The sequence below is a fragment of the Mesorhizobium ciceri WSM4083 genome (genome assembly GCF_000519305.1).
Lineage (GTDB): Bacteria > Pseudomonadota > Alphaproteobacteria > Rhizobiales > Rhizobiaceae > Mesorhizobium > Mesorhizobium ciceri_B.
The window spans coordinates 869,015-887,335 of the sequence record NZ_JAFG01000003.1 but is presented as its reverse complement, the minus strand read 5'-3'; the positions used below and the strand labels follow the sequence as shown (position 1 = coordinate 887,335).

The 18,321-nt window shown below is 60.1% G+C and carries 15 protein-coding genes and 1 pseudogene; 7 read left to right on the top strand and 9 right to left on the bottom strand.

Annotated features, from left to right (window positions below; all coding sequences use genetic code 11):
* Window positions 1-62: 62 nt before the first annotated feature.
* From tnpB (MESCI2_RS0104480) to MESCI2_RS0104455, 6 genes are all read right to left on the bottom strand, one after another.
* A complete protein-coding gene (tnpB, locus tag MESCI2_RS0104480; RefSeq protein ID WP_027035510.1) occupies window positions 63-416 on the bottom strand; it encodes an IS66 family insertion sequence element accessory protein TnpB in 354 nt (117 codons plus the stop codon).
* Window positions 413-1,351 carry an IS66 family insertion sequence element accessory protein TnpA gene (gene tnpA, locus MESCI2_RS1000000138740; RefSeq protein WP_050596461.1) on the bottom strand — a complete coding sequence of 313 codons (939 nt, stop codon included), beginning with the start codon at window positions 1,349-1,351 and terminating at the stop codon, window positions 413-415. Before tnpA (MESCI2_RS1000000138740) ends, tnpB (MESCI2_RS0104480) begins: the two co-directional genes overlap by 4 nt.
* An 85-nt stretch (window positions 1,352-1,436) precedes the next feature.
* Window positions 1,437-2,966 (bottom strand): IS66 family transposase, encoded by a 1,530-nt coding sequence (tnpC, locus tag MESCI2_RS0104470; protein WP_027035508.1) that lies wholly within the window; start codon window positions 2,964-2,966, stop codon window positions 1,437-1,439.
* 72 nt (window positions 2,967-3,038) lie between these two features.
* A complete protein-coding gene (tnpB, locus tag MESCI2_RS0104465; protein ID WP_027035507.1) occupies window positions 3,039-3,392 on the bottom strand; it encodes an IS66 family insertion sequence element accessory protein TnpB in 354 nt (117 codons plus the stop codon).
* Window positions 3,389-4,285, bottom strand: a complete 897-nt coding sequence (gene tnpA / locus MESCI2_RS0104460; RefSeq protein WP_027035506.1) for an IS66 family insertion sequence element accessory protein TnpA — start codon at window positions 4,283-4,285, stop codon at window positions 3,389-3,391. The genes tnpB (MESCI2_RS0104465) and tnpA (MESCI2_RS0104460) overlap by 4 nt, the downstream gene beginning before the upstream one ends.
* A gap of 662 nt (window positions 4,286-4,947) precedes the next feature.
* Window positions 4,948-5,220, bottom strand: a complete 273-nt coding sequence (locus MESCI2_RS0104455) for a DUF4242 domain-containing protein (protein ID WP_027035505.1) — start codon at window positions 5,218-5,220, stop codon at window positions 4,948-4,950.
* A gap of 148 nt (window positions 5,221-5,368) precedes the next feature.
* Here MESCI2_RS0104455 and MESCI2_RS0104450 point away from each other — a divergent pair, with 148 nt between their 5' ends.
* The gene (locus tag MESCI2_RS0104450; protein WP_027035504.1) at window positions 5,369-7,885 is read left to right on the top strand and encodes an ATP-binding protein; all 2,517 of its coding nucleotides are present in this window, start codon (window positions 5,369-5,371) and stop codon (window positions 7,883-7,885) included.
* A 161-nt stretch (window positions 7,886-8,046) separates the two neighbouring features.
* Here the strand turns inward: MESCI2_RS0104450 and MESCI2_RS01000000134265 are convergent.
* A pseudogene (locus tag MESCI2_RS01000000134265) lies at window positions 8,047-8,667 on the bottom strand (tyrosine-type recombinase/integrase).
* A gap of 374 nt (window positions 8,668-9,041) precedes the next feature.
* A complete protein-coding gene (locus tag MESCI2_RS0104440; protein ID WP_155936574.1) occupies window positions 9,042-9,371 on the bottom strand; it encodes a hypothetical protein in 330 nt (109 codons plus the stop codon).
* Between the two features lie 642 nt (window positions 9,372-10,013).
* On the opposite strand from MESCI2_RS0104440, the gene MESCI2_RS01000000134260 reads away from it, so the two are divergent.
* The 5 genes from MESCI2_RS01000000134260 to MESCI2_RS0104415 all read left to right on the top strand — a co-directional run bounded on the left by MESCI2_RS01000000134260 (window position 10,014) and on the right by MESCI2_RS0104415 (window position 14,661).
* Window positions 10,014-10,649 carry a hypothetical protein gene (locus MESCI2_RS01000000134260; RefSeq protein ID WP_050596460.1) on the top strand — a complete coding sequence of 212 codons (636 nt, stop codon included), beginning with the start codon at window positions 10,014-10,016 and terminating at the stop codon, window positions 10,647-10,649.
* Between the two features lie 38 nt (window positions 10,650-10,687).
* Window positions 10,688-11,386: a TIGR00730 family Rossman fold protein gene (locus MESCI2_RS01000000134255; protein ID WP_081738589.1), complete on the top strand. Its 699-nt coding sequence runs from the start codon at window positions 10,688-10,690 to the stop codon at window positions 11,384-11,386.
* Window positions 11,387-11,526: 140 nt separating this feature from the next.
* The gene (locus MESCI2_RS01000000134250; protein WP_245270210.1) at window positions 11,527-12,402 is read left to right on the top strand and encodes a DMT family transporter; all 876 of its coding nucleotides are present in this window, start codon (window positions 11,527-11,529) and stop codon (window positions 12,400-12,402) included.
* Window positions 12,403-12,537: 135 nt separating this feature from the next.
* Entirely contained in the window at window positions 12,538-14,208 is a 1,671-nt protein-coding gene (locus MESCI2_RS0104420) for a peroxidase family protein (protein ID WP_027035502.1), read from the top strand.
* Window positions 14,209-14,259: 51 nt separating this feature from the next.
* Window positions 14,260-14,661 (top strand): hypothetical protein, encoded by a 402-nt coding sequence (locus MESCI2_RS0104415; protein ID WP_081738614.1) that lies wholly within the window; start codon window positions 14,260-14,262, stop codon window positions 14,659-14,661.
* Between the two features lie 47 nt (window positions 14,662-14,708).
* Here the strand turns inward: MESCI2_RS0104415 and MESCI2_RS0104410 are convergent, their stop codons facing one another.
* Complete coding sequence (locus tag MESCI2_RS0104410; protein ID WP_027035500.1) at window positions 14,709-16,619, bottom strand: hypothetical protein; 1,911 nt, start codon at window positions 16,617-16,619, stop codon at window positions 14,709-14,711.
* A 204-nt stretch (window positions 16,620-16,823) separates the two neighbouring features.
* Here MESCI2_RS0104410 and MESCI2_RS0104405 point away from each other — a divergent pair, with 204 nt between their 5' ends.
* Window positions 16,824-18,182: a YcaO-like family protein gene (locus MESCI2_RS0104405; RefSeq protein ID WP_197031507.1), complete on the top strand. Its 1,359-nt coding sequence runs from the start codon at window positions 16,824-16,826 to the stop codon at window positions 18,180-18,182.
* Window positions 18,183-18,321 lie beyond the last annotated feature (139 nt).

Here is an 18,321-nt window from a genome sequence, read left to right as displayed (position 1 = left end):
TATCACAAACAGCACAGGAACCCAAGGATTCTGAGCTTCTTCGCGACAATGAAGTGCCGGTTTCAGCCCGCCAGCATCGGTCGCCAGAAGCGTTCCGGCGCGCGCCAGTCGATGCCCTCGATGAGCATCGCGAGTTGTGCCGGCGACAGTGCCACCGAGCCGCCAGGCTCAGCCAGGCGCGGCCACATGAACTGTCCGTGATCCATGCGCTTGGTGAACAGACACAGTCCCGTTCCGTCCCAAAAAAGGATCTTCAGGAGCGAGGCATTCTTGCCGCGGAAGACGAACAGATGGCCCGAGAAGGGATCCTTCTTCAGATGCTCCTGGATCAGCGTGGCCAGCCCATCGAGACCTTTGCGCATGTCGGTGTGACCCAATGCCAGATGCACTTTCACACCCGCTGGAACGACCATCATGGTGCCTTCTCCTTGCCGGCCAGGTGCTGCTTGACCGCAGCCGCGGACGCGCCCGCCGGCGCAAACACGCGCCGCCCATCATCCAGTTCGATTGCCACAATGCCGTCCGGCGGCCGCACGAGATTGCGCAACGCGGCGAGCGCCGGCGGCTCGCTTTCTACTCCATCGGCGATCTCGACCAGCGCCAGTTCCGGCGCCTTGCGGGCGGTCAGGCCGAACTCCTCCCGCCAGCGGAACGCCATGCTGGTGGCAATGCCATGGCGGCGACAGACCTGCGCCACGACAACGCTGGGCCTCTCGGTCTCCGCAACGATCGCCCGCTTCTGCTCTTCGGTGAAGCTGCGCCGGTGCGATCGACCGTCCACCGCGTCCGGTGTCAAGCGGTATTGGCGCCGCGCACAATTAGCAGCGCTGCTTAATTGGGCCCGGGCACTCGGATGAAGCAGCGATCGCCAGTCCATTTCGTCGCCAGATTCTTCCAGGCGATCGCGCCAGATCCGCAACGTATGTCGCGAGAGTCCGAGCGCGGCGGCGTATTCGGCATGGCCCATGCCGCTCCAGTTCAGCGCCTCGACATGCATGCTCCAGAACGCCCTCAGAGCAATCGGGCCGCTGTCCGTGCGCTTGCCGTAACGATAGCGCGGCCGCCTCTGAGGACGCTTCGGCTGTTGCGTCTTGCGCCTACGTCCGGTCTTCTTGCGGCGCAAATTCTGCAGCTCTTCCGCACGCTTGCGCAGGTCTTCGGCGCTCACCAGATGCCGCGTCCACAGCTCGAATGTCCTGATCGAAAGATCACGCTGGCGGCAGAATTCCTGCGCACTGAGATTGCTGCTGAGCCAGCTCGCGACCTGCGACGACCAGTAGGGCTGTTGGCCTTGGCCCAGGAGCGGCGAGGTGCCATCCGAATATCCTCCACAAACCGAAGAACCTGACATGATGCGAGATTGCACTACTTCAAATATGTGCAGGGACCGGACGGTTACGCACAACCGAGTAAGCGTCCGGAGCTTGCACGTGAGGTCAGATCTTGACAGGAACTTGGGCTTTCCAGTTCCAGGGGATGAGTTCATCCAACCGATGGACCGGGTATCCATCGACCATTCGGCTGAGCACATCGCGCAGCCAGGCGTAGGGCTCGACGTCGTTAAGTTTGCAGGTTTCGATCAGCGAACACAGCACCGCCCATCGATGGCCGCCGCCGTCGTTGCCCGCGAAGAGGTGGTTCTTGCGACCGAGACTGACCGGACGGATCGCGCGCTCGACAGGGTTGGTGTCGAGCTCGATGCGACCGTCTTGCAGAAAGCGGGTCAGTCCGTCCCAGCGCGAAAGCGCGTAGCGAACCGCCACGGCGAGCGTGCTGCGTCCCGACAAAAGCGGAAGCTGTGTTTCGAGCCATACCCGCATGGCATCGACAACGGGTTTCGAGCGGCTGCGCCGAGACGCCAGCCGGTGCACCGGCGATTGACCGCGAACATCGGCTTCTACTGCATAGAGTTCGCCGATCCGTCGCAGGGCTTCCATCGCTATCGGCGCGTTGGTGGCCTGCGACACATCAAAGAATTTGCGCCTGGTATGGGCCCAACAGGCAGCAAGAACTATGTCTCCCTTGACGGTGAGCTGCTCGAAGCCGGCATAGCCGTCGACATGCAGCACGCCCTTGAAGCGCTCGAGATGCGAGACGGGACGCTCGGCTTTGCGGTCCGGCGCAAACAGATAGACTGCGGCCGGCGGCTCCGGTCCGCCCCATGGCCTCTGCTCGCGGGCATAGACCCAAAGCCTGCCGGTCTTGGTGCGGCCGCGGCCAGGATCAAGCACCGGAACCGGTGTGTCGTCGGCAAAGAGATAGTTGGAGGCGAACACGCTTTTGGCAAGCCGCTCGTGCAGCGCTTCGAGCCACCAGCAGGCGCCGCCAACCCATCCGGCGAGTGTCGAGCGCGGAAGATCGACACCGCTGCGGGCGAATATCTGCGACTGCCGGTAGAGCGGAGTGTGGTCCCAATATTTGGAGACCAGTACCTGCGCCAGCAGCGCCGGCGTTGCCAGGCCACCGGCGATCAGCCGCTCCGGGGCCGGCACTTGCACAACCGTCTCGCAGGTCCGGCAAGCATATTTGGGTCGCGTCGTCCTGATCACGCGAAGCTGCGCTGGTACCCAATCCAGCATCTCGCTCACGCTTTCGCCGATGCTATGCAGCGCGCCGCCGCAGTCCGTGCAGACTGTGCTGCCGACATCAAGCAGGACGTCCTCACGCGGCAGATGATCGGGCAGCGACTTGCGATGGGACTGCCGCTCGGCCGACAGCCTGCCAACGAACGGACGGCTCTCCTGGATGCGAGCAACATCGGCGTCGAGGTCTTCCAGCGCGAGCGCGAGCTGGTCAGGATCAAGCTGCTCGGAACTGCGGCCGAACTGCGCCCGCTGAAGCTTTTTGATGATCGACTGAAGCCGGTCGATCTCGCCGTCGCGGCTCTCGACCGCCGCCGCCATGTCGCGCACGAGACGCTGCAAAAGCTGCGGGTCGAAAGGCAGATTCGCTATATCGATCAACATGACCGAATCTATCACAAACAGCCCCAAAACCCAAGGATTCCGGGCCTGTTTGGGCCAGTCGACGAGCGGATTTCAGCCAGCCAGGGCTGGCCTCCAAACACGCTCGGGAGCGCGCCAGTCGATGCCTTCGATCAGCATCGCAAGCTGCGCCGGCGTCAGCGTGATCGAGCCATCGAAGCCTGCCATCACCGGCCACGCGAAGCTGCCCTGATCGAGCCGTTTTGTGAACAGGCACAGGCCGTTTCCATCCCAAAACAGGATTTTCAGCATCGACGCCTTCTTGCCCCGGAAGGCGAACAGATGGCCCGAGAACGGATCCTGCTTCAGCGTTTGCTGCACCAGCATGGCGAGCCCGTCGAGACCTTTGCGCATGTCGGTGTAACCCAGAGCCAGGTGCACTTTCACACCCGCCGGAACGATCATCATGGTGTCGCTCCTTCGATTGCGACGCGTTGTCGAACGGCGTCCGGATCGCTGCCGGCAGGTGCGAAGACGCGCCGGCCGTCAGCCAGATCGATCGCCGTCATTCCATCGGGCGGCTGCACGAGGTTACGCAGCAGAAGTGTCGCTGGCGTGCCCTCAGTCAGCGCGACGGGCGCAAGCTTCGCGCGCTTCTTCTGCGCCACGCCGAACTGCACGCGCCAGCGGAACAGCATGCCGGTGACGATCCCGTGCTTGCGCGCGATCTGCGAGACGCTGACACCAGGCTGGTCACTCTCCAGTGCGATGGCATGCTTTTCCGCGTCGCTGAAGAAGCGCCGCGCAGGCTGCCGGCGCGCGCCAGGTTCATCCTTCGGATCCGCCGTCAAGCTCGATTCCGGCGGCGTTCCGCTAGCACTAGTGCTAACGGCCGGACGGGCGGAGGGATGAAGATGGGCCCGCCAGTCGATTTCGACCTCGCCGTCGTCCAGCCGGTCACGCCATTTGCGCAGGCTCGTCGGCGAAAGATGCAGCGCCGCGGCATATTCGCGAACACCCATGCCGCTCCAGTTCATCGCCTCGACATGCATCGCCCAGTACGCCTGGACAGCACGGTTGCGCACATCCGTGCTCACCGCAAAGCGCAGTCGAGCACGCTTCTTTCGCCGTTTGGCTTGCGCTTCCAGGCGCTTGTGACGGCGCAATTCGGCCTGATATTCCGCATGCTTACGGGCAGCGTCCTTGCCAGCAAAGTACTTCAGCCAGCGGTCGAGTGTGTCCTTCGTCAGGCGATGCTGACGGCAATATGCCGTCCGCGTCAGACCGCTACGCTGCCACGCCTCGACGTGAACAACCCACCAGGATTGCCGCGCCTCGTTCTCGAAATGTCTCAAATTCACCGGAGGTCCTCCATGCTACGAAGGAGCCCGACATGTCGCACGAATGCACTACTCAATCTGGGTGCAGGGACCGGACGCTTACACAACCGATTAGGATGGCAAGATAAAAGGCCGCACATTGTGCTGCGGTCGGTTGGTTGTTTATGCTAGGATTTTTTGCGCCCTCGGCACATTGTGAGGTTTTGCCGCAATGTGCGATTTTATAATAAGCTCTTGATTTGGTGTGAGAGTCTACAAGGTGCGAAGCGTATCTGCTGGCTATACCGGCTTCGCCTCTTGTCTTTAAAACGTCTGCACCGGGGCCGGGAGCGGAACGTCCGGTTGTGGGAGCGACACGCCCGAAAGCTGCCGCTTGCGCCAACCTCACAATTCAGCGGACCACGCGGTGCTCCTCGTCGGCCTGCGTTAGCGGAATTCCATGCGGCAGCCTAACGGTGCAGTACCTAAGGGCAAGGTGATGCTGTTGTGGAAGTCGCATGACTGAACTGCGAAGCGCTCAAAACCTGTCGCCCGTTCAGCAACTACAGTACGGCTTAGCGGGGCTATACCGGCTCAGCGACTTCCGGCTTGCCTTACTGGAAGCCAAACACCCTGGTACCTCTCCGGATCAGGCCCAGGCATGAACAGACGGGCTGGCCGCCGCCAGTCCGCCTCGCTTTCCGTCAGTGATAGAAGTAGGGGTCGAGCACGCTGACCTCGGTTATCTTGTCCACTGGCAAGCTGCTCCTCTTGGCAGCGCTTCGGATCGCTTCCGGGGACGGCGCGTCGTAGATGCAGTAGGTCTGCTTCTTGTCGGGCGAAACATAGGAATGCACCCACGTGACGCCGCCTTCGGCGTTGCGGGAAACGACGCCCCCGCAAGCTTCAGCGCCGGCGGCGTTTGTCGGGATGGCGAGGCCGTCGGGAAAGGTTCGTTCGACGAGATACCGTGGCATTGCTGGCTCCTTGCGTTTGAGGCGACATGCCGAGACTGCGCTGCCCAAGCGGCGGGCGCATCGGCGGAATTCCCCATGCCAGGACGCTCTATTCCCTATTTTTGCCTCGCCTGATCGACTATGTCTTCCTGGTCATCGGAGTTCGCCTTTGCTTCTGGAACGCGAGGACCATATCGAACGTATGATGCAGCTGCTTGGCCGTGCCCATGCGGCGGAGGGATGCATTGTCGCGCTTGTGGGAGAGGCGGGCGTTGGCAAGACAAGTCTGGTCGATGCTTTCGTTCGCAGGATCGAAGATCGTGCGCGCGTCTTGCGCAGCGCCTGCGATGACCTCTCCATTCCCGAGCCGCTAGGGCCGCTGTACGACCTGGTTCGTGCGGCGAGGCTCGATTTGGCAGTTGCTCAATCTGGGGGGTCGCGCCTGCAGCTCTTTTCCGAATTTTTGCACCAATTGAGCCAGGGAGTCCTGCCGACCGTTCTCATCATTGAGGACGTGCATTGGGCCGACGGCGCAACGCTCGACCTGATCCGCTTTCTCGGGCGGCGGATCGCCGACACCAACATCCTTCTGGTGCTCAGCGCACGGAACGAGGCGACCGGGGAGCAGAGTCGGCTGCGGCAGGCCCTCGGAGAAATCCCCACGGGAGCCGTGCGTCGCATGGAGGTGCCGTTGCTGAGCGAGACGGCCGTGGCGCTCCTTGCAGCGGAAGCCGGCCTTGATCCGGCGGCCGTGTTCCGCGCGACCCAAGGAAATGCCTTCTTCACCAGCGAACTGATCGAAGCAGGCAACACCGACGCCCTGCCCGGCAGCGTCCGGGACGCCGTGCTCCGTCGCGCGGAACGGCTTTCGTCCGAAGCGAGGGAGGCTCTCGATACTACGGCAGTCTTTCCGAGCCGGGCAGAACGCACGATCCTCGTTTCCCTGCTTGGAGCGGAGGGAGGGCTCCACGTCCGCGAAGCGATTGCGGCCGGACTGCTGACCGACACGGGCGAACACTTGCAGTTCCGCCACGAGATCGCCCGCCGCGCCATCGAGGCCACGCTGCCGGAGGACGCGAGGCGTTCCATTAACGGCAAAGTGCTGGCCGCGTTGAGCGGTGTCGTGGACATCCCGGCGGTGCGGCTTGTGCACCATGCGCGGCAAGCCCGTGTGTGGGAGACGGTCCGGCGCCTTGCGCCGGCAGCGGCTGCAGATGCTTCGGCACTCGGATCGCATCGTGAGGCGGCCGAAATGCTCTCGGCGCTTGTTGACGGCCCGGAAGGTGAACCCCTCACCGATCGTGCCGAATTGTCGATGGCACTTGGCATTGAACTCTACCTGCTCGGCCGCATGGATGAAGCGTTGCTGCGGGTAGAGGATGCACGTCGCCGGTACGAACAGCACGGCGACCTGCTCAAGGTAGGGGACTGCCTGCGCTGGATTTCGCGTTTCAACTACCTCAACGGCGATCGTGTGGCTGCCGAAACTCATGCGACAGCGGCGGTGCGACTGCTTTCCGCCCAGCCGCCGGGGGGCGAGCTGGCAATGGCCTTGTCCAACCAGTCGCAACTCGCCGTTCTGGCGGATCGTGTCGACGAATGCCTGCGCTTCGGACAGGCGGCCATTACTCTCGCCGAGTCGATCGGGCGCCGGGACATAGTCTGCCATGCGCTCAACAATATGGGATATGTGCAACAGTGGTGGGATCTCGACACCGCCCGAACCGGGCTGACGGCAAGCCTCGAAATGGCGCTGGCGGACGATCTGCAGGAGCATGCCGCCCGCGCCTACTGCAATCTCGGCTGCCTGCTGGTCAATTGGTTTGTCTATGGCGAGGCCGAGCGGGTCCTGTCGCTGGGGGTTGCCTATTGTATCGAGCGCGATCTCGACACATGGCGGGACTATATGCAGGCGTGGCAGGGGGAACTGGCTCTCCGCCTTGGCCGCTGGGAAGAGGCGGCGACGACCGCTCTTTCTGTTCTCGACAAGCCCCAGGCGACGCCGCTGGCCCGGTTTCCTGCTGGCCTGACCTTGGCGCGCCTTCGCATCCGGCGGGGCGACAGTGCCGGTGCCTTGATTCAGCAACTAGACCGGTATCTGGTTCGCGGCCGAGAGTTCCAGCGGCTCGCCCCTTATGCCGTGCTGCGAGCGGAAGCCGCCTGGATCGACGGCCGCAGCCGGGACGAAGCGCTCGACCTTCTCGAGCAGTCCATGGAGCTGCTGCCCAACCGGAAGCTCTACCCGGACCTGATTTTCTGGCACGCCAAGCTGAACGGCCTCCCTCCCGACGCGCAAGCCAATGCCGCCCTGGCCTCGGCGGAGATGCCGTTCGAGCGAGCCATGGTGCAGCTCGACGGAAATCGGGCCGACCGGTCTGAAGCCGTTTCCATCTTAATAGAACTTGGCGCACGCGCTGCGCTTGAACGCGCTCGCATGCCTCGCACGACCGGCCGGGCGACCCGCGGGTCGAATCGATCGACCCTGGCCAACCCGGCTGGTCTGACAGCGCGCGAAATGCAGGTGCTGACTCTCATCGGCCAAGGCTTGAGCAACAAGTCGATTGCAAGAGGCCTCACCATCTCCGCCAAGACGGTCGATCATCACGTTTCGGCAGTGCTCGACAAGCTGGCTGTCAATTCCCGCCTTCAAGCTGCGGCTAGGGCCCGCGAGCTTGGACTCGTCTGAAGCATGTCGCGGGGAAAGTGGAACCGGTCCTGGTCTAGCTACCTCTGAACGACGAAGAGGTAGAAGCGGTCAGACAGGAATCCACCCCCACAATGGTCGAGCAACCCGGTACTCCGCGAGCCAAAATCGGCCATCCACGCTGCGTCGGATGGACGCTCACGTCAGATCTCAGTTCGCTCGGCCAAGAGGAGCGCGTCCTCCACGTCGACGCCAAGATAGCGCACCGTGTTCTCGATCTTGGAATGACCAAGCAGGATCTGGATGGCGCGGATGTTTCCTGTTGCCTTGTAGATCATCGACGCTTTCGTGCGTCGGAGCGAGTGGGTTCCATACTCCTCCGAACGCAGACCAATCGCGGTCACCCATTCGTCGACCAGGCGCGCGTACTGCCTTGTGCTCATGTGGCGTAAGTGGTCGACCCGGCTCGGGAATGCATAGTCCTCGACCGAGCCCCCACGTCATTCAAGCCAAACCAGAAGGCTGGCTCTCACGTCGCTGGTGATCTCGAATTGAACGGGACGACCGGTCTTCTGCTGAACGACGAACGCGCGAGTCCTTATCTCCGGTCCGGCGACCACATCGCGAATCCTGATCTTGACCAGGTCACAGCCGCGAAGCTTGCTGTCGATTGCCAGATCGAACAGCGCTCTGTCCCGAACGCGTCTCTCGCGATCGAGGAAAAAGCGAATTGCCCAGATCTGCTTTTGGGTGAACGGACGCTTGGTGCCGACATTCCATGCTGCGCGCTCGCGACTGGCAACATCAAATTGAGAATGGCCCATGTTAGTTCTCCTCGGCCTTGATTGGCCGAGAGAAAAACGTCGCTGGACACTACCGCTCAGGGGCCGAAAGCCGACTGGTAGCTTGTAGAAGGACATGCTTGAAAGCGGCCGTTCGTTGCAAGTACTAGTCTAAGCGGGCATCCGGGCAAAGTTGAAGCCTGCGAACGACGGCTCTCTAATCGCTGGCGTTAAACACCGAGGAGGGGGAGAGCGAAAACCGACACACCCCAGATTCCGCCAAGGGTGCGCCGGATTCGACTTTGGAAGATCAGCTTGAGGCGAAGGTCGGATATGTCAATGTCTGTGTGCTGTCGCCCAATCCGCTGACAAATCAAACACCGCTAGAAGCGCGCCTGCAGTCAAGAGAAGGTTGGTCACTGCTCCTCTTCTTGTTCCTGCGCGCCGCTGTTCCAGTCAAAAGTTGCCCATTTGGTGCAGGTCGATCGTGCTCCAAAGCCGCCACGGTCGCAGGCTTGCGCACTGTATGTGCCGCTGTCGCCGGGCTCCCTGTCGAACGAATAGCCATTGCCGACTTCGATCTGGTCGCCAGGATTGGTCTTGAAATTGAAATGGGTGGTTCTCGAAAGCTTGCTGGATAGCGAGATGCGTACCTTGCCACCATAGTATTTCACCGAACCACAAACGCCGTTTATGCATTTGCGTGGAACCGTGGTGCTGCTCGCATAGGCGGCATTGGGTGCCATCAGCGGTGCCATAAGAACGGCGATTGTCGAGATGGCGGTGAATGTTTTCGTCAAGTTGCTTAGCATGATTGAATTCCTTCCTTGGGTTCAATTGAAGTTTAGATCGACCGCTCGGCCCTTTGCAGATGTCTGTCCGGCGTTGCGGCTGTGATGTCTTCAGCAACTCAGCGTGAATTGAGCGTGAAATAACAGAGGCGGCCCCCTGGTGTCTTCGGATGACCGGTCGAGAGACGATTTCCGGTCGTCGCGGCTCGTAGATCGGCACGGCTGTCAATTGGGCGACTTGGCAAGCAACTCGCTTCGACAGTGCCGCCAGCCGGGCCACGTGAACCCGCCAACATAGAAGCCCGCCCGGGCGGGTCAGGCTGTCCGAGGCAGTTGAGAGAAGCGGATCAACCGTCACCCGGCAGGGACGTCCATGCGATCTGCTTTGGCCTGTTGGATGCATTCCGGCGCAATTCACGTTGGGATCACGCGGAGCACTGCAAAGCATACGTCACTAGGGAGGAACCCGAGATGACGCTCAACATCAACAAGCCGCTGCGTGTAGCCCCAATCGAAATTCCAGGTCGCGAAACAACCTCATCCTTCATGGTCCGGTCTCCGCGCCTTCGTGCTTTGCGCATCGCATTGACGGCACGAATGTCTGGCCCTGGCGGCGCCTACAACATCGGAAACCTCATCGGTCTCTGTCAGGGGGTTACGGCGCAAATTTTCGTATCCGGCGATCTGAACCAACTTCCCTGGGCAGGCGCGCCGGCCGCCATAAGCCATTATCTGACGGGCAATTTCGCGGCGATCGCAATGACCTCGGCGACGGTGATCTTCTTCGCCAGCGGTGAGGTCTACCATCGCGCCTGGAATGGACGTCTCAAGCCCAAGGAAAATCTCAACCGCCTTGGTGATTTCCTGTCCGGCCTTGGTGCCGTTTGCCTTGGCCTGGCCCTGTTTGAACTTGGCCATCCGTTGCTGGCGCTAACATCGGGCCTGCTTCATTCCGTCGGCAAATTCGGCAGTGCTTGCCACCGACCCGGCGTCCAGATCCTCAACTTGCCCGCCTACAGGCTGGACCCGTTTCGCACCATGGTCCTTCTCAGCCGGCTGCCGGCCATCCTCGCAGCCGGGACAGGACTATGTGCCTCGCTGTTCAAGTTCGAGATCGGACATTGGTCGACGCCCGCCAGCCTTCTCGTTTGTTACCTGCTCTGGTCTTGGGCTGACCTGCTTCTGTTTCGATCGAGCCATCCTCGGGCAGCCCGCGATCACACCGCCGGCTGATCCAACTTCGCAATTCCCACCTTATTTGGAGAGACACCGTGTTTGGATCATCATTTGAGAATACCGCCGAACAGATCGGCCGCTCCTATCCCTCGCAGCGACGCATCGGCACGATCTGCGTTTTCGGCGGCGCCATGCTTGGCAACGATCCCGATCAAGCCCGCTTCGCCACCATCCTTGGCGAGGCGATTGCCGCAGCCGGTATTCGCCTGGTCTATGGCGGAGGCTGTGATGGCCTGATGGGCCAAGTGGCCATTGCCACAGCAGAAGGGGGCGGAACCGTGGTCGCCATCACCCCGCAGTTCCTGATCGAGCGGATGAGGATGCTGGCTTCGGGATGCCAGACGATTTCAGTTCCTGACATGGGTATCCGCAAGCAACTCATGTTTGACTACGCGGATGCTTTTGTGGCCCTGCCTGGCGGCATCGGTACCGTTGAGGAACTGACAGAGGTTATGACGCTTCGAAAACTGGAAAGGCACTGCAAACCGCTGGTCCTGGCGAACTTCAAAGGCTTCTGGTCGCCACTTCTCGGCGTCTTCGACAGTATGTCCGAGGCTGGCTTCATGAACTCGTCAACTCGATGCACGCAAATGGTTTCGGCAACTCCGGAGGACATCCTTCCCCTTCTCCAACGCAGCGTCAGTTTCGAGCAGAACGAAACGCCAAAGTCCGTCCTGCTGCCGACCATCCCCGTCTTGCGCAGATCACATGTATCGAGTGCTGGCCCCGGATAGTTCGCAAGCCAGATAGCAAAAGACGCACTCTTCGGGAAAACACCATCGACGATGGCGGGGTCGGTCGGTCCCGGTCATCGCCTTCAAACCCCATCACAAAACTGTTGGAGCCATTGCCCGCCGTGGCGATGCGATCAATCATGTCCAGATTCAAGGCAAATTCCCTGCTAATGCTTGCTGCGGTGATTTGGGGAGTGGGCAATGTGTTCCACAAGACCATATTGGCCCACCTCGATCCCATGGCGGTTGTATTCCTGACCAGCGTCATCGCCGGACTGGTGACGTTGCCATTTGCGATGCGCGAGCGCGACCCTATTACCAACACCGGCTGGTTTCCAAGTGTGACGAGAGTGGTTCTGCTCTTTGCCCTCGGCTGTGTGGTTCAGCAATTGTCTTATGTCAGCACGACGGTGACGAACTCGAGCCTCCTTATCAGCGCTTCCACTGTTATCACGCCGATCGCCGCGTGGCTGATCATGAGGGAGCGTCCAAGTGCACTGATCCTGTTCGTCGCAATTCTGACGGTCGTGGGATCGGCCCTCCTGGCGGGTGGCTTCAATGGTTCGGCAACCGCTGGCGACGCTTTCGCAATCATGACCGCAATCTGTTTTGCGGTGTGGACGGTCGAACTCGGGCGCCATGTGCAGGCGCATGGGCATCCTTTCGCGACAGCGGCCGCGCAGTTTATCGGCACCGCCGTTGCCACGCTACCTTTCGCCCTGCAGGGCACAATGACAATTCAGGCGATTATCGCAGCGTGGCCCGAACTCATCATGCTTGGTGTGTTCTCGACCGCGGTCGGCTTTTGCCTGCAGACTTCTGCACAGCGCTACACCACTTCGTCCCATGCGGCGGTGATTTGCAGCGGCGAGGGTGTGTTCGCTGCTATTTCCGCCGCAGCCTTACTCGGTGAGCGACTTTCGCCCGACGGATTTCTGGGGGCGGGCGTCATTCTATCCTGTGTGCTGTTCGCCGCCGTCTCGGCGGGCCCAAAGCTCGATCCGGCAGTGCCATGATCGCTTCGGCAATGTCGCGCTGCTCTAGCGGCGCGCCATTCAGACCACGACGGGCAAGTCTGTTTCTACTCCGGGATTCATGCCAAGCTGCTGGCTTGGCCGCATTCATCCTTCTGGAAAACGAGGTCCACTTCGATGCTCCACGGCGAAACGTCCTCCCTCGAAGCGGCTAACGTACCGAACCGGTCGAACCAGAATTCAGACGACAGCTTCAATGACAAGCCGACCTTGCAAGGCATCAGACTCTTCCCTTCCCTGTCGGATATGCCGATAGCCTTGTTTGAGGCGACTGAAGACGCCAATGCCATCGAGCGCACCAAGGCGGCCTTGATGGACATCACGACGGAAATGGTTGGCCCGAGCGATGGCCTTGAGGACAGTGATCTCAGCCCGACACCAGCTGGCTTTACCTATTTCGGCCAATTCGTGTTCCACGACATTGTCTTCAGTCAAATATTCGGGTTATCCAAGCCGACGGGCAAAACCCATCATTTGAAGAACGCGTCCTCGCAAGGTCTTGACCTTTCCGGGCTTTATGGCAGGGGCCCCATCGTGGACGCCCATCTCTACGATGTTCAAGATGGGCCGGATCTGTCGGCCTGCCGGTTTCCGATCGGGTTGCCTTGCATGAAGGACAGTAGCCTTCCAGTCGATCGCAAAACCGTGCAAGGCCGGGATTTGCCCCGCATCGACATGTCGGGCAAGTTCATCATTGTCGAGGGCCGGCGATCGCCCTACCGGCCGTTGGTGGCGGACCCTCGAAACGATGACAATCTTGTCCTGTCGCAACTGCTCTGCACACTCATGTGCATCCACAACAGGATCGTGGATCTGTTGCTTGGCAGCAGCACCCCCGACCCAGCCGAAGCTTACAAGCGCGCCAGGGTCTATCTGACCTCGGTTTACCGCACCGTGATCATCAACGACTATCTGAGAAAGGTTCTGGCTCCGGAAATATGGGACCATTTTTTTGCCAGCGATGATTTTCTAGGCGCGGGAGTCTCGGCGCTTGAGACTTTCAATGCGCTGCCTTTGGAATTCACCTTCGGTGCGTCGCGCTTTGCACACGCCATGGTGCGGCAATTCTATGTCGTGAACGACAGGTCGGTCGAAGAACCAGCCAATTTGCGAAAAATGCTGTCCTTCTCCAGCCTGCGCCCGGGTGGAGAGATTCCAATACCCGAGAACTGGATCGTCGACTGGAGCCGCTTTGCCTCAACCGACACCCCGTCGAAAGCTCAAAGTGCCCGGCGCATAGGACCATTCCTGTCGAAAGAACTGACGATCGCCGGCCTGAGTTCGGAATTGAACGGCACAGTCCGGCCGGTTGCCTTCATGGATTGCTGGCGCTGTTATGACCTTGGTTTGCCATCCGGTCAGGACGTGGCCGGTGCGGTGAAGACCGCGTTGGATGACAACAGTATCGATGTGCCGGTCCTGACGGGCAATGACATGCTTCCCACGACCGCCTGCGCCAAACGCTACGTCTACAACGCCGCCCGCCTTCGGGCCGCTCTGCAACGCTACCCGGAGTTCCTGAGCCAAACACCTCTCTCCTACTATATCATCCAGGAGGCCTCTGTGCTTGGTAGTGACGGCAGCCATCTTGGACCAGTTGGCTCCTACGTGGTGGCCGCCACGATCGCATCCGCACTGTTCAAGGCTGCCGATACAAACATCGCCTCTGGCAGGCTTATTCCGGACGTGGAGCCAAAAACGCTGGCAGGACTGCTCGATCTCAATGATACTGCGAAGGTGTCGGATGAAGCGCTTGGCGGCATGCTCAACAGTCAGGATTTTCAATAGCGTTTACAGCGGCAGCGCTACAATATTCAATTTAGCTTCAGGGGGATGGACATGGTGAAGTTCAAAGACGTGCAGTTCGAGGCGCTTGGCGAATTCATCCGGGACCTGATCAAGGATCCGGCCAAACAGGCTATCTTTAGAAACGGAGATCAGCAGGCGATGAAGGATCTGCTGCGTGGGTTCATGACGCCCAGGGACAAGACCTGGGAGGAGATCACCATCTGCCCATACTTCGACCAAGATCTGATCGTGAATATCGCGTTTCCCTTCACCGACGACGTAGAGCAAACGATCGCCACCATTGCGCCCGCGGATGGACCCGGCGAGGACTATACATTTCCCGATCATTATAAGATCGATCCGAACGCCGGGCCGCCCGACCAGATAAAGCCAAACCGTTTGCGCGCTTATCATAAGCGCCTCGGCGACTATGTGATGTCACGCTGCAAGTGAAAACTGGAGCGATTGGGTAACTCTGGACGTACAACGGGTCGACCGCTTCAGCCCGACTGCGCTGCCAATTCGATACCGCGCGCCAGCTTCTCCTGATCCGCCGGTAACCGGATCGGAAAGGCTGTCTTGAACCAATCGACCGCGACAGGGCGGTCGGGCCTGCCCGGCCCTTGCCATGCCGAAGCCAGGTTGCGCAGAAAACGTCTAAACTCATCCCCGGCCTCGCGGTTGCGTTTCAGCAGCGCAAGCGCCGCCGCCGACCAGCCGTGGATGTCAGCGAACAGTTGATCGCTCTTGACCGCGGCGGCCACGCAGCCCTCCAGATCATCGGCGAGAAAGGCAATGGTTGCCTGGTAGCCATGATAGTGAGCGTCGGGCATCGCATTGAGCTCGAAGCTGCGCTTTGAAAGCTCCAGAGCCCGTTGATGATTGCCCATGAACGAGCTGGCGAGGGCGTAGGCGATCAGCGTCGCCGGATTGCCTGCATTTTGCTCATGCGCAAGGCTGAAGTGAAAATCGGCCAGATCCCAGCGTCGCGCCAGAAGGTGGCTCCAAGCCAGGTTTACCTGGTTGCGGTGGTCGAATGGATCGAGCAGGACCGAACGCTTGGCCAGCTCGAATGCGCGCCTTAGATCCTGCTCGATCGACGATGCACCCGGAACGACGATCCAACGCGAGTTGAGCACCGCAGCGAGGCTGGAATAGGCGCAGGATAGATCGGGATCAAGCCGAATGGCTTCCTCATAGCGGGCAATTGCAGCTTCTTCGGTGTCCTTTCGCCACATGATCGAAAGCCGCTGTCCGTCCAGCCAGCAATCATAGGCCGAGAAGTGGTTCGAGGAAGCTTGCGATATGCGATGCAGCCTGGCACTGGACAACGCGATCTGCAGGCGCGCTGAAAAGCGCGCGCAAACTTCATTGAAGGCCGAACGCCAGGAAGACGGATCCGACGGAACGGTGAGAACGAAGGCTTCCCCGTTTTGCAGGAAGTCATAGCAGGTAATTTGGAAAACAGCCGATCCATCCGTGTCGATCAGGCGGATGAGGACACCGATGTCCACGTGTTCGCCTGCCGCCTGACGTACCTGATTCAACGAGATGTCACCGGCTTGCAACTCCGTTGACACGGCTGTCCAATGTCTGAATCTGGAAATCGAAGCCAGAAGCTCTGTCGCCAAGGCAAATTGCAGGTGCTCGTTTTCTGCTTCGCGCCTGGCAATGATGATGGCGATTGTCGGCTTCCCAGGGATGCGGCTATCGTGGTCCCTTTGACCAAGTTTGGGGTCAGCTGCCCGCTGTTCACCGTCTTTGCCCGGCTTGAGCGCCTCTAGAAGGTGGAGGATTTCCGCCGGTGGCCGCAGATCCATGTCCGCTTTGAGTTCGGCCGCATAGCGGTCGAAGAACGCTAGGGCGCGGGCGTAGCCGCTTTCCTCACAGACCCTCCGGATAGTCTCAAGAACGGCATCATCGAAAAACGGATCAAGTTGCAGGATACACGCAGCGATGGATTTGCGCTGTCTTGGATCTGTCTCGGCCGCCAGCCAGGCAGCAAGCCGTGTCACCAGCCTGTCGGTTATCATGGTCGACTGCATTCTTAGCCAGTTGTCGAAGACAGGATCGCAATCGTCCAACCCCGCGCAAAGTCCATCCCTGGCTTTGGCCAGCAGGAGCAGTGCACCGTCATAATTGCGATCATCGAGCGCACGCTCAAGCTCATCGATGTCGGAACGGATCGCAGTCGGATCAATTCCAAGAACGAGTTTGTCGACCGCGAGGTAGTTAAGCCTGGTCTCGCTTGCCAAGCGTCGAAGATCCTTTATGCACTGGCGCAGTGATCCACGCGCATGCTCCTCGTCCTGCTCGCTCCAAAGCAATGCCGCCAGTCGCCCGCGCGTCTCGCGTGACCTGCCGCTCAGCAACAGATAGGCGAGAATCGCGCAGGCCTTCCGCTTGCCCAACGAGAATGTCTCCGAGCCCTTGCGAAGCTCGAAACCGCCGATTAGCCTAATCGCCAGACCGTCTGTGGAAATTGTCAACCCCGTCAGCTATCGTCTCGGCCGCCGATAGGCGCCCACCGCTGACCCTACGTAAACAGCAGAAGCTAAAATATTGAAAGAGCCAACATGCTGTTGCGCGGGTCGCATTGGATAACGCTTGCTCTGTTGTTCGATCGCGACCGGCAAATGACGTTAAACCACGACGACACGACTGGGGGCTGCCAGTCGTCTGCCGATGATTTGGATATCTTGGATTGTCTGACTGCGACCCTTGTCGCCGCGCCTGAGAATAGCCTGCCCCTTTTGCACTTCGCGACACGCTACAACATTGGCGTTGAAGTGTTCGATGTTCCGGGTGGATTCCTGGCAATGTCCAACATTGCTCCATTCGAAGGGAGTGAGAAACGAATCACAGCAAGTGGCAAAGGCCTTGACGCCGCCCGGGCCGTGTTGGCTTGTCTCGGAGAGGCTGCGGAGATCTACAGCTGGGCCTGTAGGGCCGACGACGTTGCAAAGTCCGTGGAGACTGAGGCCTTGGGCGATGGAATCATGATCGACGCGATCAACGTCCTGGGCTTCTCGCTAGAACAGATCCGACACCGCGATCGGCTCAACAAAGCGTGGCGCGGTTGGGATAGTATCCCTTCAACGGACCATCTGAATAATCCCCGTCTATGGGCGTCCGTTGAGAGCTTCCACGACGAGAGGGTCGCGCTTTGTCCGGCATTTCTTTGCTATGGCCGCTTTGGGGACGTCGCATATGGCGATTCCAGCTTGAATGTCGACTCCAACGGTTGCGCCGCTGGCACAACGCGCGCCGATGCCAGAACGCGCGCCTTGCTTGAACTTGTGGAACGAGACGCCACGGGAATCTGGTGGCACCGAGGCTCCCTGAGAAAGCGGTTGGAGATCGCGCAGCTTGATGATCAAGGCTTGGCGTCTCACATCCAGCAGCATCGCTACGAAACGGGACGCAGGCTCTGGCTTCTTGATATCTCGTCCTTCCGCACAGCCATCGTGACGGCGGCGATCAGTTGCAAAGACAGTGGCGAGCACATGGCGGTGGGTTTCGGGTGTAGCTTCGATATGGTTGCTGCCGCCCGATCCGCATTTTTGGAATTGATACAATCCGAGGCTGCCATGCAGGCTCACGCCGAAAGGAGTGAACGGCCCCATAGTAAAACAGTGAGCGATGACGATTGTCGGATGACCCGCTGGAAGCGTTTCGCCGACGTGCGCAACTTCCGTTTCGCCATCGGCAAGCCTGCCGACAGCCTAGGAAGCGCTGGCCAAAGCAACGTCGACGAGTTGCTGAGTGAAATCAACGAAGTTTGTGGTTCGCACGTACGGTTCGCCGACCTTTCTCGATCCGAGATCGGCGTCCCCGTCGCAAAGGCGATCTGCGAGGGATTATCCCACTTCAAAGCGCGCTGGGGCTGCTACCGAAACGCCGTACCTTCCATCGCAAGTGTTTCGAGCAGAACAATAGGCGGCCTCTCGCAGGCCAGAAAACTCTTGATCTAATTGTTATTGGGGGCAGCTATCGGATTTCGTACAGCGGCACGCGCGCCATGCGCACGCATTGCAACGTAAATGCCAGAAAAACGTGACTGCTCCCGAGCGTCCGCTTTTGGAAAGACTGCCATAGGTCTGAACGACTGCC

Coding starts and splice junctions, on each gene's coding strand:
- tnpB (WP_027035510.1), bottom strand. CDS start 416: ATGATGGTCGTTCCAGCGGGTGTGAAAGTGCATCTGGCATTGGGTCAC.
- tnpA (WP_050596461.1), bottom strand. CDS start 1,351: ATGTCAGGTTCTTCGGTTTGTGGAGGATATTCGGATGGCACCTCGCCG.
- tnpC (WP_027035508.1), bottom strand. CDS start 2,966: ATGTTGATCGATATAGCGAATCTGCCTTTCGACCCGCAGCTTTTGCAG.
- tnpB (WP_027035507.1), bottom strand. CDS start 3,392: ATGATGATCGTTCCGGCGGGTGTGAAAGTGCACCTGGCTCTGGGTTAC.
- MESCI2_RS0104455 (WP_027035505.1), bottom strand. CDS start 5,220: ATGCCACGGTATCTCGTCGAACGAACCTTTCCCGACGGCCTCGCCATC.
- MESCI2_RS0104440 (WP_155936574.1), bottom strand. CDS start 9,371: ATGGCACCCAATGCCGCCTATGCGAGCAGCACCACGGTTCCACGCAAA.
- MESCI2_RS01000000134260 (WP_050596460.1), top strand. CDS start 10,014: ATGTCTGGCCCTGGCGGCGCCTACAACATCGGAAACCTCATCGGTCTC.
- MESCI2_RS01000000134250 (WP_245270210.1), top strand. CDS start 11,527: ATGTCCAGATTCAAGGCAAATTCCCTGCTAATGCTTGCTGCGGTGATT.
- MESCI2_RS0104420 (WP_027035502.1), top strand. CDS start 12,538: ATGCTCCACGGCGAAACGTCCTCCCTCGAAGCGGCTAACGTACCGAAC.
- MESCI2_RS0104415 (WP_081738614.1), top strand. CDS start 14,260: ATGGTGAAGTTCAAAGACGTGCAGTTCGAGGCGCTTGGCGAATTCATC.